At 68.4% G+C, this 13,681-nt stretch carries 17 protein-coding genes; 8 read left to right on the top strand and 9 right to left on the bottom strand.

Going from position 1 to position 13,681, the window contains the following annotated elements; all coding sequences use genetic code 11:
- Positions 1-9: 9 nt before the first annotated feature.
- Together DL990_RS04035 and DL990_RS04030 are read left to right on the top strand one after the other, a co-directional pair.
- Positions 10-1,827 carry a substrate-binding and VWA domain-containing protein gene (locus DL990_RS04035; protein WP_125797892.1) on the top strand — a complete coding sequence of 606 codons (1,818 nt, stop codon included), beginning with the start codon at positions 10-12 and terminating at the stop codon, positions 1,825-1,827.
- An 11-nt stretch (positions 1,828-1,838) separates the two neighbouring features.
- Positions 1,839-2,579, top strand: coding sequence for a hypothetical protein (locus DL990_RS04030; protein WP_125780455.1), 741 nt, complete (start codon positions 1,839-1,841; stop codon positions 2,577-2,579).
- Positions 2,580-2,634: 55 nt separating this feature from the next.
- Here the strand turns inward: DL990_RS04030 and DL990_RS04025 are convergent, their stop codons facing one another.
- A complete protein-coding gene (locus tag DL990_RS04025; RefSeq protein WP_125797891.1) occupies positions 2,635-3,645 on the bottom strand; it encodes a hypothetical protein in 1,011 nt (336 codons plus the stop codon).
- A 94-nt stretch (positions 3,646-3,739) separates the two neighbouring features.
- On the opposite strand from DL990_RS04025, the gene DL990_RS04020 reads away from it, so the two are divergent.
- On the top strand, positions 3,740-4,531 hold the full coding sequence (locus DL990_RS04020) for a DUF2470 domain-containing protein (protein WP_125780451.1): 792 nt from the start codon (positions 3,740-3,742) through the stop codon (positions 4,529-4,531).
- On the opposite strand, the gene DL990_RS04015 is transcribed toward DL990_RS04020, so the two are convergent.
- Positions 4,528-4,989, bottom strand: a complete 462-nt coding sequence (locus tag DL990_RS04015) for a PPOX class F420-dependent oxidoreductase (protein WP_125790564.1) — start codon at positions 4,987-4,989, stop codon at positions 4,528-4,530. The two genes, DL990_RS04020 and DL990_RS04015, sit on opposite strands and share 4 nt — an antisense overlap.
- 92 nt (positions 4,990-5,081) lie before the next feature.
- On the opposite strand from DL990_RS04015, the gene DL990_RS04010 reads away from it, so the two are divergent.
- The 3 genes from DL990_RS04010 (at position 5,082) to DL990_RS04000 (ending at position 7,812) form a co-directional block, all read left to right on the top strand.
- Complete coding sequence (locus tag DL990_RS04010) at positions 5,082-5,879, top strand: CPBP family intramembrane glutamic endopeptidase (RefSeq protein ID WP_125797890.1); 798 nt, start codon at positions 5,082-5,084, stop codon at positions 5,877-5,879.
- Between the two features lie 13 nt (positions 5,880-5,892).
- On the top strand, positions 5,893-7,104 hold the full coding sequence (locus DL990_RS04005; RefSeq protein WP_125780445.1) for an arginine deiminase: 1,212 nt from the start codon (positions 5,893-5,895) through the stop codon (positions 7,102-7,104).
- A 156-nt stretch (positions 7,105-7,260) separates the two neighbouring features.
- Positions 7,261-7,812 (top strand): ferritin, encoded by a 552-nt coding sequence (locus tag DL990_RS04000; RefSeq protein ID WP_125780443.1) that lies wholly within the window; start codon positions 7,261-7,263, stop codon positions 7,810-7,812.
- 81 nt (positions 7,813-7,893) lie between these two features.
- On the opposite strand, the gene DL990_RS03995 is transcribed toward DL990_RS04000, so the two are convergent.
- The 4 genes from DL990_RS03995 to DL990_RS03980 form a co-directional block, all read right to left on the bottom strand.
- Positions 7,894-8,739 carry a hypothetical protein gene (locus DL990_RS03995; protein ID WP_125797889.1) on the bottom strand — a complete coding sequence of 282 codons (846 nt, stop codon included), beginning with the start codon at positions 8,737-8,739 and terminating at the stop codon, positions 7,894-7,896.
- Positions 8,736-9,248, bottom strand: coding sequence for a SigE family RNA polymerase sigma factor (locus DL990_RS03990; RefSeq protein WP_125780762.1), 513 nt, complete (start codon positions 9,246-9,248; stop codon positions 8,736-8,738). Before DL990_RS03990 ends, DL990_RS03995 begins: the two co-directional genes overlap by 4 nt.
- Positions 9,249-9,453: 205 nt before the next feature.
- Positions 9,454-9,807: a DUF952 domain-containing protein gene (locus DL990_RS03985; protein WP_125797888.1), complete on the bottom strand. Its 354-nt coding sequence runs from the start codon at positions 9,805-9,807 to the stop codon at positions 9,454-9,456.
- Between the two features lie 88 nt (positions 9,808-9,895).
- Positions 9,896-10,780, bottom strand: coding sequence for a DUF5926 family protein (locus tag DL990_RS03980; RefSeq protein WP_125797887.1), 885 nt, complete (start codon positions 10,778-10,780; stop codon positions 9,896-9,898).
- A 290-nt stretch (positions 10,781-11,070) separates the two neighbouring features.
- Here DL990_RS03980 and DL990_RS03975 point away from each other — a divergent pair, with 290 nt between their 5' ends.
- Together DL990_RS03975 and DL990_RS03970 are read left to right on the top strand one after the other, a co-directional pair.
- A complete protein-coding gene (locus tag DL990_RS03975) occupies positions 11,071-11,268 on the top strand; it encodes a hypothetical protein (RefSeq protein ID WP_125797886.1) in 198 nt (65 codons plus the stop codon).
- Positions 11,269-11,317: 49 nt separating this feature from the next.
- On the top strand, positions 11,318-12,487 hold the full coding sequence (locus DL990_RS03970; protein ID WP_125797885.1) for a cytochrome P450: 1,170 nt from the start codon (positions 11,318-11,320) through the stop codon (positions 12,485-12,487).
- On the opposite strand, the gene DL990_RS03965 is transcribed toward DL990_RS03970, so the two are convergent.
- The 3 genes from DL990_RS03965 to DL990_RS03955 form a co-directional block, all read right to left on the bottom strand.
- Positions 12,484-12,792, bottom strand: coding sequence for an antibiotic biosynthesis monooxygenase (locus tag DL990_RS03965; protein ID WP_125780432.1), 309 nt, complete (start codon positions 12,790-12,792; stop codon positions 12,484-12,486). The genes DL990_RS03970 and DL990_RS03965 overlap by 4 nt on opposite strands.
- A gap of 102 nt (positions 12,793-12,894) precedes the next feature.
- Positions 12,895-13,332: a type II toxin-antitoxin system VapC family toxin gene (locus DL990_RS03960; RefSeq protein WP_125797884.1), complete on the bottom strand. Its 438-nt coding sequence runs from the start codon at positions 13,330-13,332 to the stop codon at positions 12,895-12,897.
- Between the two features lie 27 nt (positions 13,333-13,359).
- Positions 13,360-13,650 carry a hypothetical protein gene (locus tag DL990_RS03955; protein ID WP_125797883.1) on the bottom strand — a complete coding sequence of 97 codons (291 nt, stop codon included), beginning with the start codon at positions 13,648-13,650 and terminating at the stop codon, positions 13,360-13,362.
- Between the last annotated feature and the right edge of the window lie 31 nt (positions 13,651-13,681).

Raw genomic sequence — 13,681 nt, 5'->3', positions numbered from 1 at the left:
GAGGTCTCCATGGTCGTGAATCCCGGGCACTCCCGAGGCGGCCGGAAGGTCCTGGCGTTCGCGGCCGCGGCGGTGGTCGCCATCGGCCTGATCATCGGCTTGCGCGCGCTCACGAGCGACTCCGGCGAGGAGGCCGCGGAAGCGAAGTGCACGACGGGTGACGCGGTCAAGCTGCAGGTGTCGTCGTCGCCGGAGAAGGCAGGCGTCGTCACCGAGATCGCCAAGGGTTACAGCGGCCGCACGGTGGCCGGACGCTGCGTCGACGTACTGGTGCAGTCGAAGTCGTCCGGAACCGCGATGCAGGCGTTGTCCCGCGGCTGGAACGAGGCGGTGGACGGCCCGCGGCCGGACGTCTGGACACCCGCGGCGTCCGGCTGGGTGAACCTGCTCCGCCAGAACCTCACCGGCACCGATCATCCCGCTCTGGTGCCCGAGGGCGATCCGGAATCGGTCGCGAACGCGCCGCTGGTCGTCGCCATGCCGAAACCGATGGCCGAAGCGCTCGGCTGGCCAGGCAAGGGCATCGGCTGGAAGGATCTCGCCGCGCTCGCCACGGATCCGCAGGGCTGGGCGAAGTACGGCCACCCGGAATGGGGGAAATTCCGGCTGGGGAAGACGAATCCGAACATTTCGACCTCCGGCCTCAACGCCACCATCGGCGCCTACTACGCGGCGACGGGCACGTCTTCGGACCTCACCGCGAACGCGCTCGCGAAGCCGGAGGCGCGGACGTTCGTGCAGAACGTCGAGCAGGCCATCGTCCACTACGGCGACAACACGCTGACGTTCCTGACGAACCTGCAGAAGGCCGACGACCGCGGCGCCGCGATGTCGTACATCTCGGCGGTGACGGTCGAGGAGAACTCGCTCGTCGGCTACAACCAGGGCAATCCCACCAACGATCCGGAAAAGCGCGGGCAGCACGCCCCGCCGAAGGTGCCGCTCGTCGGGATCTACCCGAGCGACGGCACGCTCAACTCCGATCACCCGTTCACCGTGCTGAACTGGGCCGACGATCTCCACAAGCAGGTCGCGGCGGACTTCCTCGCATATCTGCGCGGCGGCGAGGCGCAGCAGAAGTTCAGCGACATCGGCTTCCGCACGTTCGACGGGAAGCCCGGCTCGCAGACCACCACGGCGAACGGCGCCCAGCCGGACACGAAGCTCAACCTGATCCGCCCGCCGAGCCCGCCGGTGCTGACCGAGGTGCTGAAATCGTGGAAGGACCTGCGGAAGAAGGCGAACGTGCTGCTGGTCGTCGACGTCTCCGGCTCGATGGGCGACAGCGTCGGCGGCACGGGGAAGAACAAGATGGATCTCGCGAAACAGGCGGCCGTGGCGTCGTTGCCGCAGTTCAGCGACGCGGACAAGGTCGGGCTATGGATGTTCTCGACGAAACTGAGCGGCGACAAGGACTACGTCGAACTCCGGCCGGTGTCGCCGATCGGCGGTGAGCCGGGCAGGCAGGAGCTCGCGTCGCGGCTGAACGGGCTGACCCCGCAGAACGGGACCGGGCTCTACGATTCGTCGCTCGCGGCCTACGAATTCATGAAGCAGCGGCTGGATCCGAACGCGATCAACGCCGTCGTCGTGCTCACCGACGGCCGGAACGAGGATCCGGGCGGGATCGATCTGCCGAACCTCGTCGGGCAGCTGCGAACCGAGGGCGGCGGCGAAGCGGTGCGGATGTTCACCATCGCCTACGGCTCCGACGCGGACTTGGACGTGCTCAAGGAGATCGCCGAGACCACCCAGGGCGTCGGGTACGACTCGTCCAAGCCGGACTCGATCGACCAGGTCTTCACCGCCGTCATCTCGAATTTCTGAGACCCTCGGCTATGCGCTTCGTCCGTGAGTTGGGTGAGCCGTGGGGACTGCTCCTCGCGGCGACGTCGGCCGGTGCGGCCTGGGCGGTGCAACTGCCGGTGCTCGCCGCGCTCGGCGTCGGCGTGACCGTGCTCGCCGCCCGCGCCGGGGTCGCCGCCGCCACACGGCCGAAACCGGAGCCCGAACCCGAAGAGCGGGCTCTCCCCGACGTCGAGCCGGGCTCACCGGAGGCGGGCTGGCTGCGGCGCGCGGAAGCCGCGGCCGAAGGATTCCGGTCGATCTCCGGCTCGCTCGACACCGGCCCGCTCGCCGACCGGGTGGCCGACATGGAACCGGTGGTGCGGGAAACCGTCGACACCCTCCGGCGGCTGGCCGGCCGCACGTCCGCCACCGGGAAGGCGTTGGCACGCGTGGATCTCGGCGCGGTATCGGCCGAGAAAGCCCGGCTGCGCAAGGAATTGAAGACCGCCGATGACGACATCCGCGGCGACCTGACCCAGTCGCTCGAGGCCGTGCAGGCACAGGAAGACGTGCACGCACGGCTTTCGAGCGCGCAGCGGAAACTGCTGGCACAACTGCGATCCGGTGCGCTCGGACTCGACGGCCTTGTCGCCAGGGCGGCCGAACTTTCGGCCGCCACCGGCGATTCGCTGCTCGACACCACCACGATCGGCGAGCTGAGCGAGCAGCTGGAAGGGATCCGGCGGGGCGTCGTGGAGACCGAGGAGGCCACGCGACGCTCACTCAGTTGACCGTTCGGTACAGGTGGTCGTGAGTGGCGATTCGGGTTAGAACCCGAATCGCCACTCACGACCGCCCGAACTTGACCTGCCCGAAAACCGCGTGACCGGGCACTCCGGCCTTCGCCATCTTCCCGGTCACCGGCTCGCCGAGCACCCACAGCCGTCCGGTCGCGGCGATGTTCGCGGCCAGGGACGGATCCGAGCCGGCGGCCTGGACGGTGACCTCGCGACCGCCGGGCAGGACCGTCCGGCCCTTCAGCGTCACCATGCCGAAGAGGTTGACCGACGCCGGTCCGGAAACGACGGCGAGTTCGGTCCATCGCGGTTCCGGTGACGGCCGCGCGACCACGAGTGCCGTGATGCCGAGTCCGATCGTCGCGAGACCACAGAGGACGGCGAGAACCCGCATGTTCGGCACGATGAGGCTGCCGCGATCCGGGAAGTCGAACGAGACCCAGAGCGCGAAAGCGCCCGCCACCACCGTGATCCCGACGCCGAGCAGGTAGTACGAAGCCAGCAGCCGTCGTTGCAGGGTGAGCATCCGTCCCGGCGTGACCGGCTCGGCCACCAGCGGCGCCGAACCCTTCACCGGGGCGTCCCGGAACGCGCCGCGCCGGGGGCCGATGACACCCGGCAGCAGGACGAACGGGCCGAGCACCCACAGCCGCCGCTGCGCCGCGAGTTGCGCGCGGAGCGGGGCGGGCAGCCGGACGACCAGCCACCGGCCGTCGAGCGGGACGCTCACGCGAGAACCGGCGACGACGGCGCCGTCCAGCCCGCTCACCAGGCGGAACGGCTTGGCGCTGAGCTTCCGCATCGGCAAGGATCCGGCGAAGACGACGTAGCCGAAGTAGAGCGAAACCGGTGTCATGAAGCAGAGCAGGAAGGTGGGCGCGGCGATTCCGTACCGCCCCGACACCGCCTGGAGGACGCCCAGCACCACGAACACCCCGGCCGCGACCGACGTCGTGCCGAGGGTCGTGATGAGACGGTCGAGAAGGGGCCGCAGCACCGGCATGTTCGACGCCGGAATCCCTTCGGGTGGTTCGAGCACCCGGATTCTGTGGTCTTCCACCTGGTCAACGTATACGGACGCGGTGAGACGTGATCCAGACTACTTCCACTCGGCGGCCAGATCAGGTTAGGCTCACCTAACTAGGAGGTGAGCCGTGACCACACCGACGTCCATTCGCCGCCCGCCGGCGCCGAACCCCGCGGAACGCGCGAAGACGATCGCCACCCGCAACGGCCCGGCGACGCTGATGCCGACCGCCGAACAGCGTGACCGGCCAGGACCGCACGGCCGCGTGATCCCCGAGCTGCACCACGTGCACACGAGCGGCAGCGTCAGCATCCTGCTGCCGGACGAGCACCCTCTGGTCGAACGCGCGCACGAAGCCCAGCGCGGCGAGCTCGCGGTGATGGTCGAACTGACCGATCAGGCACCGGTCGACCTGCGGGAACCCATCCGCGGGCTGTTGTGGATCACGGGCTGGCTCCGCCCGCTCTCCGACGTCTCGGCCCGCGCCCGCGCCGTCTCCATCGCCGAAACCCGGCCGGACGAGCGGCTGCTGGACGTCGGGCACGGTCTGACGCTGCTGCGCCTGACCCCGGCGTCGCTGGTGCTCGCCGACGCCGAGGGCACGCATTCGCTCCGGCCGCATATGTTCAGCGCCGCGCCACCGGACCCGTTCCACGACTACGAGGCCGCGTGGCTGCGGCATCTCGAGACCGACCACGCCGACGTCGTCCAGCAGCTCGCCAAGCACGTGCCCGCCGAACTGCGCGGCGGCTGGATCCGGCCGCTCGGGCTGGACCGCTACGGGCTGCGGCTGCGCGTCGAGGCCGACTCCGGCGACCACGACGTCCGGCTCGCGTTCTCACGTCCGGTCGAAGGGCCGCAGCAGTTGAGCGGCGAGATCCGCCGTCTCGTCGGCTGCCCGTTCTTTCCGGAGACCTAGGCGAGTTCCGGCGGGAAGCCGCCCTTGGCGATCGGACCCCACGATTCGATGGTGACGCGGATGATGCTCTTGCCCTGCTTCACCATCGCTTCGCGGTATTCGTCCCAGTCAGGGTGTTCGCCCGAGATCGCGCGGAAGTAGTCGACCAGCGGCTCGACCGAGTCGGGGAGGTCGAGCACCTCGGCGGTGCCGTTCAGCTGGACCCACTGGTCGTTCCACTCGTCGGAAAGGACGCAGGCGGACACCTTCGGCTCGCGTCGCACGTTCACGACCTTCGCGCGCTTCGGGTAAGTGGAGATGACGAGACGGCCTTCGGCGTCGACACCGCAGGTCACCGGGGAAAGCTGGGGGCCGCCGTCGGCCTTCGTGGTCATCAGGATGGCGCGGTGGCGGGTGGACAGGAAGTCGACGAGCGCGGCGCGGTCGACGGTTTCGTTGGTCGCGATGCTCCTTGGCATGCCCCGACGGTAGCTCGCGAACGTGTCTCCGACAGCGCGGCAGCGCGATGTTTCCGTCAGCGCGCGGCGATCAACACGGTAACGTGCGGCCGATGAGCTGGCTGCGTCCCGAACGCCCGGCGCTGCCGGAATTCGTGGAAGATCCGGCACGCCGCCGCGCGATCGTCATCGAACTGGTCGTCGTCTTCGGCATCACCCTCGGCCTGTCCGGGCTGCGCAGTCTGTTGTCCCTTGTGGACTCGCTGCTGCAGCCGGTGCCGCTGGCGCAGCAACAGGCCCAGCTGAACGTCCCCCAGGCGACACTGAGCCTGGTCGACCTGCTCAAGCAGCTCCTGAGCGCCGGCCAGCTGGTCGGCTGGGGCGCGCTCGGGCTGTACCTGTTGTGGCGTGGCGGGATGAAGCTCGCGGAGATCGGGCTCGACAAGAAACGCCCCGGCCGCGACGTCGTGCACGGTCTGCTGCTCGCCGCGGTGATCGGGATTCCGGGGCTGGGGCTGTACTTCCTCTCCTACAGCCTCGGGTTCAGCCTGTCGGTGCAACCGTCCACTTTGGGCGAAACGTGGTGGCGTCCGATCACGCTCACGTTGTCGGCCTTCGGCAACGCGTTCGCCGAAGAGGTCCTCGTCGTCGCGTACTTGCTGACCAGGCTGCGCCAGCTCGGATGGCGTGAGAACACCTCGCTGGTCGCGTCTTCGGTGCTTCGCGGGTCGTATCACCTGTATCAGGGTTTCGGCGGTTTCGTCGGCAACGTCGTGATGGGCCTGGTGTTCGGCAGGCTGTGGCAGAAGACGAACCGGCTGTGGCCGCTGGTCGCCGCGCACACCGCGCTGGATTTCGTTTCCTTCGTCGGATACGCGCTGCTCAAAGGGCGAGTTTCCTGGCTTCCCTAGTTAGGGTGAACCAGTGATTGACGAGACGACTCCACCCCGAGTTGACAGCGAAGTCGGCCCCCTGCGTGCGGTGCTCCTGCACAGGCCCGGCAACGAGCTCAAAAGGCTCACGCCTCGCAACAACGACCAGCTCCTGTTCGATTCCATCCCTTGGGTGGACCGCGCGCAGGAAGAGCACGACGCGTTCGCCGAGGTCCTCCGCGGCCGCGGTGTCGAGGTGCTGCTGCTGGCCGACGCGCTGCGCACGGCGCTCGCCGACACCCGCGCCCACGCGGCCGGGGTGCACGCGGCGGTCGACGAGCGGCGGCTCGGGCCCGATCTGGCCGATTCGCTCCGCTCCCATCTGTCGAGCGTCTCCCCGGCGGTGCTGGCCGAGGCCCTGATGGCGGGGATGACCTTCGAGGAACTGCCCGCCGCCGAGGGCGCCTCACTGGTCCGGCTGATGAACCATCCGAACGACTTCGCCGTCGATCCGCTGCCGAACCTGCTGTTCACCCGTGACTCGTCGGCCTGGATCGGCGACCGGGTCGCGGTCTCCTCGCTCACCATGCCCGCCCGTGTCCGCGAGACCGCGGTGCTGGACCTGATCTACGCCTACCACCCGTGGTTCCGTCACGCGTCCCGCGCGTACGGCGCGCATTCGGCGCCGATCGAAGGCGGCGACGTCATGCTGCTCTCGCCCGGCGTCCTGGCCATCGGTGTCGGCGAGCGGACGACGGCGGCGGGCGCGGAGTCGCTGGCGCGGTCGGTGTTCGCCGACGGGATCGCGCACACCGTGCTCGCCGTCCCGATCCAGCAGACCCGCGCGACGATGCATCTGGACACCGTCTGCACGATGGTCGCGGCCGACGCCGTCGTCATGTATCCGCTTTCCCGTGATTCGCTGACCGCGTTCACCATGCGGCCGACCGACGACGGTTCCGTGAAGGTCGAAGGACCGGCCCCATTCCTCACGGCGGCGGCCGAAGCAATGGAAATCGAACGGCTTCGCGTGATCGACACCGGGCTCGATCCGGTCACCGCGGAACGCGAGCAATGGGACGACGGGAACAACACCCTCGCCCTCGCCCCCGGTGTCGTCGTCGGGTACGAACGCAATGTGGAAACCAACGCGCGCCTGGCGGAAGCCGGGATCGAGGTACTCGCGATCACCGGCTCAGAGCTGGGCTCCGGCCGCGGCGGGCCACGCTGCATGTCGTGCCCGATCCGGCGCGAAAGCATCTGAAACAGAAATAAAGTAAGCCTTCCCTAATTGATTCGCATTAATTAGGGAAGGCTTACTTAATTGAGGTGGACCTATTATCGGTAATGGTAACCTAATAGGGGGTACATCACCAGACATAAGTGGAAATCGAATAGGCGATGACGTATCTTTGTACGCATGGCCCTCATCAAGAAGCAACCGCGCTCGAAGTTCTATGAACTGCTGCAGGCGCAGATCCACAACGAGTTCAACGCCTCCCAGCAGTACATCGCGCTGGCGGTCTGGTTCGACGCCGAGGACCTGCCGCAGCTCGCGAAGCACTTCTACAAGCAGTCCGTCGAGGAGCGGAACCACGCGATGGCGCTGGTCCAGTACATGCTGGACACCGACCACCACGTGGAGATCCCCGGCACCGGCGACGTGCGCAACACCTTCTCCGACGTCACCGAGCTCATCGAGCTCGCGCTGCAGCAGGAGAAGGACGTCGCGACCGACATCCAGCAGCTGGCCAAGGCCGCCCGCGCCGAAGAGGACTACATCGGCGAGCAGTTCACGCAGTGGTTCCTCAAGGAGCAGGTCGAAGAGATCTCCCAGATGTCCACGCTGCTCAACATCGTCAAACGCGCGAACGGCAACCTGTTCGAGGTGGAGAACCACCTGCACCGCGAGTCCGTCGGCGACGGCGGCGCCGACTCGGGGATGCCCCCGGTCGCCGGCGGCGCGCTCTGACGCACTGACGCTCTCCCACCACAGGGAAAACCCGGGCTCTCCCCCTTGGAGCAGCCCGGGTTTTCCCGTTTCGCGGATGCCTCAGCTGAACTGGCACTCCTGGTTGATGCTGGTCAGCAGGATACTGACGGCCGCCCCGTCGTTGGACACGAAGATCCGGTACGCGCTGACCGCGCTGGCCGGTGCCACGTAGGCGCTGCCGTCCTTGGTGGTGCCGGGATACGCGGCGAGGATGTCCGCCTCGGTCGAACCGACGCCGATCCCCTCCGGGGTGTGCACCGTGCCCGCCGGGTTGATGACGGTGATCCCGTCGCCCTCGGTCAGCGATACCGACGTCGCCCCCGGAACGGCCGCGCCCTCCGCGTAACCGTAGGTGCAGGCGCCCCGGACCTCTCTCGCCCGCAACGGACCGGCGGTGGCCTCCGCCTCGGACTCGCTCATCCCGAGCCGGAGCTTGCCGAAGCCGACGGCGGTCAGGAGCGCACCGGAAGTCACCTTGCCCTGCGTCGGCGGCTTCGTGACGGCAGTGCTCTTCGGCGGCTTGGCAGGCCCGTCGGGGGCTGTCGACGGTGCAGGCGCGGACACCTGGCTCGTCGGTGCCGCGGGCGAGGACACCGGCTGCTGTGGGCTCGCCTGCCCGGGCTGCGCCGAACTCGACGAAGCCGCCGCCCCCATGGTGAGCTGGTCACCGCCGGGGAAGGCCGCACCGTTGTCCTTGTCGTAAATCGTGAAGATCGCGAGCCCGCCGCCCAGCATGACCACCGCGGCGGCCATCCCGCTCGTCGTCTGCATCAGCTGGCGGCGCCGACGGCGACGACGGGCGCCCGCGACGATCGTCTCGGGATTCAGCGTGGAGCCCACGCCCAACCGGTCATCCGAGAACAGGTCACGCAGCTTCTGCTGCACGTCCTCTTCGGACATGTTCATCCCGCTTCCCTCCCTTCGTCCTTGGGCTCGCTCAAGGCGAGCTTCGTGCGCAGCGAAGCGATCGCCTTGCTCGCCTGGCTTTTGACGGTGCCCTGGCTGACCCCGAGCGAATCCGCGATCTCCGCCTCGGACAGCCCCTCGTAGTAACGCAGGACCATCACCGCGCGTTGCCTCGGCGGCAGCGCCCGTAACGCCTGCCACAGCGGCTCGTGCTCGAACGGGTCGGCCGGACTGTACGGCTGGGTCTCCGGCAGGTCGGCGACCAGGCTCTCGCGTTTGGTCCGGCGCCAGCGGCTGATGTGCGCGTTGGCCATCGAACGGCGGATGTAGGCCATCGGGTCGCCGGTCTTGTGCTGGACGTACGACCACCGGGAACCGATCTTCTCCAGCACGGTCTGGACCAGATCGGCGGCGTCGTGCGGATTCCCGGTGAGGGCGTGCCCGTACCTCAGCAGACCCGGCAGGCCGGCCCGCACGAAGTCGCCGAAGTCGGTGAGCTCACCCGGCACAGCACTCTCCCGGACCTCGCCGGCCGACTGGACGTCCGTCGGCGGCATGACCGTCGCGGCTACGGTCACCGTATCGCCTCCTCCCGGGGTCACCCGGCCAGGTTCGCCTGGCTCACCTCTCCCGAAACGCATGACCGCCCCCACAGGTTGTCTTCCGCCGCGAACCAATTCGAGAGACGCCCGTTCTCCTGAGGAGTTGCCTGCTTCAACGTCTCGACAGGGACTCGGGAATTCTGAACGAACCATCCTTCTGAACAGGGAATTCGTGCACGGCCACCACAGCGTTACGCGGGATCGGGCCGTAGACGTGCGGAAAGTGGATACCGGCCGGATGCGGCGGGTCGCCGTCCTCCCAGACGACGGGCGCGCCGACGAGCGCCGGGTCGATCTCCAGCAGCACCAGATCGGTGCGGCCGGGGAACACGGCGTTGGCGGGGATATGCGCCGTTCCGGGGTCCGAGCAGTGGATGAAGCCGTCGGAATCGAGCGACGCGGCGGTGTAGACGCCGCCTTCGGGCGCCGCCGCCCAGTCACCCTTCGTGCAGATATGGAGGATCACGCACCCATCCTCGCGCAATTCGGCACCTGGTTGCGGTGGTTGCGCGCACAACCACCGCAAGCAGGTGCCGAATTGCGACGGGGCGGGGTCAGCGGATGGTGAGCTGGCGGCCGATCAGACCGTCGCGCGAGCGGCGCTCGGCGGCGTTGAGCGGCGCGGTGTCGAGGGACTTCAGCGCGGCCTCGAGCCGGACACCGAGCTGGTCCTTCGCGTCGGCCCACTCGCGGGCGTGTGCCTCGGTGTCGAGATCCCACACCGGGACGAGCAGCCCGTGCGCACGGAACGAACCGGCGTAGCGTGAGCCCTCGCCGAGGCCCAGTTCACCGGCCGCGGACAGCCGCGCAAGCGCTTGCAGCAGCAGGTTCTCCGGTTCGGGGCGGACCCAGCGCAGGTGCGCCTTCTCGCCGGCGAGCACCCAGTACGCGCCCGCGCCGAGGCGTTCGGTCGGCATGATCGCCGCGTTCGCGCGCTCGAGCGACAGCGCGACGTCGCCGCTCGCGTCGGCGTCCTCGGGAAGCCACCAGGCGAAGTCGTTGTAGAGCGTGACGTCGAGTTCGGCGTTCACGTCGAGCAGGTCCTGGAGCCGGGCCTTCTCGTCGGCGGTGGGCGGCGTCGTGGTGTCCGGCACGGACAGCACGTCACCCTCCTTGGCGTCCAGCACCCACTGCAGCGCGCGGCCGAGGTCGCGGCTGATGTCCGAGGACCGGGTCTGCACCTGCATGCCGATGTAGCGCTCGCCGTCGGACCGGACGAACGCGGCCGCCGCCATCGGCAGCACCGTGCCGAGGGTGACCTTCTCGCCGGAACCCGCCAGCGTGAGCGTCGCCGTCGCCGACGGGACGAACTCGCGCAGCGCGATCAGCTCGGTTTCCGCCGCGAGCCCCTCGAAGGGCTGGCCGACGAAGACGTCGCGCACCTTCGGCTTGCGATCCGAGGTCGTCTTGGGACCCTTCTTGCGCGAACCCTTGCCCACGTCAGCCTCCTCAAAGCTCGGTTCGGAACGCTATCGCGGGAAGGCACCCGCCCGGTAAGGCCCCCGGGGTTGGTGACGAAGACAGCGCGGACGGCACCCGGCAGCCCGCCGGATCGACCGGATCGGCTGGCTTCAGCGGCCGTTCGGGTATCACGCGGACGTGACTGAAAACGGTTGTCATCATCCGGACGATCTAACCGCGGGTGATCAGCCTGCCGTTTTCCCCTCACCGCACCGAATACTCGATCACGGCGCCATCCCGGCGCCGTAGTGCGGAGAAGGGATCACAGATGAGCACCTCGAAGCGCCGGGCCGCCTTGGCCGCGTTGCCCGTGGCACTCGGACTGATGCTGGCCGGGCCCGCGGTGGGCACGGCTTCGGCCGCGCCGCAGCCGGACAGAGCCGACCACGCCCGGCATTGCCTGCTGCTGTGCGTTGGCCACCACCACGGCCTGCACCTGCACCTGGGGCTTTGGCTGCATCTGTAACTCCCGGCCGCGCCGGGGCGGACTCCCCGGCGCGGGTTACAGTCGGCGAGTGTTCGACGTCGCCGACCCGGCCTTCCTCGCGAATCCGTACCCGTATTTCGCCGACCTCCGCGAGCACGGCGAAGTCCACCGGCACGAAGGTCTCGGCATCGCCGTGGCGGTGTCGCACGCGGCGTCGGCCGCCGTCCTGCGGCATCGCGCGCTCGGCCGGATCTGGCAGGACGCGCTGCCGGTGGAGCGGTTCGCGTCGTTCAACCTGCTGCACCGCAACTCGCTGTTGGAGAACGAGCCGCCCGCCCACACGCGGCTGCGCCGGGTGATCGCGGGCGCGTTCGGACGCGGGCACGTCCAGCGCCTGCGACCGATGGTCACCGAACTCGCCGACGGCATGGTCGACGGTCTCGCCGCCGAAATCGCCGAGACCGGTTCGGCCGACCTGCTGGCACATCTCGCGCAGCCGCTGCCGGTCGCGGTCATCGCGGAGCTCCTGGGCGTCCCGGTCGAGGACGGGCCGCGCATGGTCACGTGGTCGAACCACATCGTGAAGATGTACGAGTACGGCCTCGCCGAGGAGAAGCGCGACGCCGCCGAAGCGGCTGCCGCGGAGTTCGTCGACTACCTGCGTGACGTCGCGAAGCAGCGCGCGGCCTCCCCTGGCGACGACATCGTCAGCGATCTCCTGCGCGGCGAACTCACCGAAGACGAACTGGTCGCGACCGCGGTCCTGCTGCTGATGGCCGGGCACGAGGCGACGGTGAACGTCATCGGGAACGGTGTCAACGCGCTGCTGACCCACCGCGACCAGTGGGAGCGGCTGGTGGCCTCGCCGGATCTGCTGGACCCGTGCGTCGAGGAGCTGATCCGCTTCGACGCGCCGCTCCAGCTCTTCGAGCGCACGGCGACCGCCGACGTCGAGATCGCCGGCTTCCGGGTGGCCGAGGGCGAGAAGATCGGCGCGCTCCTCGGCGCCGCCGCACGCGACCCGAAGGTGTTCGACCGGCCTGACACCCTCGACATCGGCCGCACCCCGAACGCGCACCTCGGCTTCGGCATGGGCATCCACTACTGCGTCGGCGCCCCGCTCGCGCGAGTGGAGATCGCGGCCGCGCTGGCCGCCCTCGCCTCGAAACTGCCGGGCTTGAAACTCACCGAGACCCCGGAACGGCGGCCCGAGTTCGTGATCCGGGGGTTGCGCTCGCTGCCGGTCACCACGGGCTAGGGGTACTCGACGACGACCTCGTAGAGCGCGGCGTTGGGGGTCGCGACCTCCGCGGCGCGTTCGGTCGACGCCTTGAACACCTGGTTCTTGCCTGCCGCTTCCCAGGCTTCCTTGCTGTCGTAGTGCGTGACGTTGACCAGCTGGAAACGCGAATCCGGCAGCAGCGCCCGGTGGAGCTTGGCGTCACGGAAGCCGGGCGCGTCCCGCATCAGCTTCGCGCGCTCTCGCCACGTTTCGACGAACTCGTCCACCCGGTCGGCGGGGATCTCGAAGACATTGATGAAGGTGACGCCGTCGTCGCTCATGATCGTCAGTGTGGAACCTCCAGTGAACTGGAGGTCAACGGTGACCTGGCTCACCTCGTGGACGGCGGTGACAGCAAAGGTCCCTTGCTCTTTTTCCGCAGGTCAGCGCACAGATTCGGGATAAAGCGTGAAATGGGAAACGTGCACCGGTTTGATGTGCTCGAAATGCCGGCGATCCACGGTGGCCACCTCGACCGTTTTCAACCGTTCCGCCGTGGCCACGACAGCCGCGTCCGCCAGGCCGAGCGGCCAATCCGAGTACTGGCGCATCAGCACGGCCATCCGCCGGAAATCATCGTCCATGGGGTGATAGATCGCGAACTGAGGCGAGCGCATGAGCCCTTCGATGAAGGCCGCCTCGGCTTCACCGCCGAGATACTTCTCGATGTAGTGGCATACCTCGGTCAGTACCAGCGACGGCACCAGCAGATCACGTGTGGCCGCGGACTCCAGCCACGAGACCACCGCCTGATGATGATCATCTTTTCGGCTGACCATGGCTATCAGCGGGCCAGCGTCTACCACGATCGGGCGCGCCATCGACCTTCGCTCGTTCCCGTCGTGAACTCAGGCGACATCCTGGCCGCGTACCACGGCCTTCACGCGCTCGGACGCATCAGCGGGAAGCTCGAACATTCCCAAGAAGGGCGGCAGCGAGTACGGCTTCGACGGCTCGTCCGCGACCGGCTCAGGCCTGCGGATTCCCTGACCGGCGAGCCCTGTTTTCACTCCAGGTGAAAATCGCCGCGCAGCAGGCTTCGTCCTGGCGGCAGAGGGCTTGTAAAGGCCGCTCGCAGCAGACCTCGCCCGGCCGGTCTCCCCGGCGGGCAGGTCACACTCCTGCTGCTCGCTGCTCATACCTCCATGTTACAGAACGATCCGCTTTCAG

The organism is Amycolatopsis sp. WAC 01416 (genome assembly GCF_003947485.1).
Classification (GTDB): Bacteria; Actinomycetota; Actinomycetes; order Mycobacteriales; family Pseudonocardiaceae; genus Amycolatopsis.
Note: the sequence above shows the minus strand (reverse complement) of the source record. Positions and strands in the feature narration are given on the sequence as shown.

What these genes read in the sequence shown, in the direction of transcription:
- DL990_RS04000 (WP_125780443.1), top strand. Translation starts at nt 7,261, where the DNA reads ATGGCCCTCATCAAGAAGCAACCGCGCTCGAAGTTCTATGAACTGCTG.
- DL990_RS03955 (WP_125797883.1), bottom strand. Translation starts at nt 13,650, where the DNA reads ATGAGCAGCGAGCAGCAGGAGTGTGACCTGCCCGCCGGGGAGACCGGC.
- DL990_RS04035 (WP_125797892.1), top strand. Translation starts at nt 10, where the DNA reads ATGGTCGTGAATCCCGGGCACTCCCGAGGCGGCCGGAAGGTCCTGGCG.
- DL990_RS04030 (WP_125780455.1), top strand. Translation starts at nt 1,839, where the DNA reads ATGCGCTTCGTCCGTGAGTTGGGTGAGCCGTGGGGACTGCTCCTCGCG.
- DL990_RS04015 (WP_125790564.1), bottom strand. Translation starts at nt 4,989, where the DNA reads ATGCCAAGGAGCATCGCGACCAACGAAACCGTCGACCGCGCCGCGCTC.
- DL990_RS04010 (WP_125797890.1), top strand. Translation starts at nt 5,082, where the DNA reads ATGAGCTGGCTGCGTCCCGAACGCCCGGCGCTGCCGGAATTCGTGGAA.
- DL990_RS03965 (WP_125780432.1), bottom strand. Translation starts at nt 12,792, where the DNA reads ATGAGCGACGACGGCGTCACCTTCATCAATGTCTTCGAGATCCCCGCC.
- DL990_RS03960 (WP_125797884.1), bottom strand. Translation starts at nt 13,332, where the DNA reads ATGGCGCGCCCGATCGTGGTAGACGCTGGCCCGCTGATAGCCATGGTC.
- DL990_RS03975 (WP_125797886.1), top strand. Translation starts at nt 11,071, where the DNA reads ATGAGCACCTCGAAGCGCCGGGCCGCCTTGGCCGCGTTGCCCGTGGCA.
- DL990_RS03995 (WP_125797889.1), bottom strand. Translation starts at nt 8,739, where the DNA reads ATGAACATGTCCGAAGAGGACGTGCAGCAGAAGCTGCGTGACCTGTTC.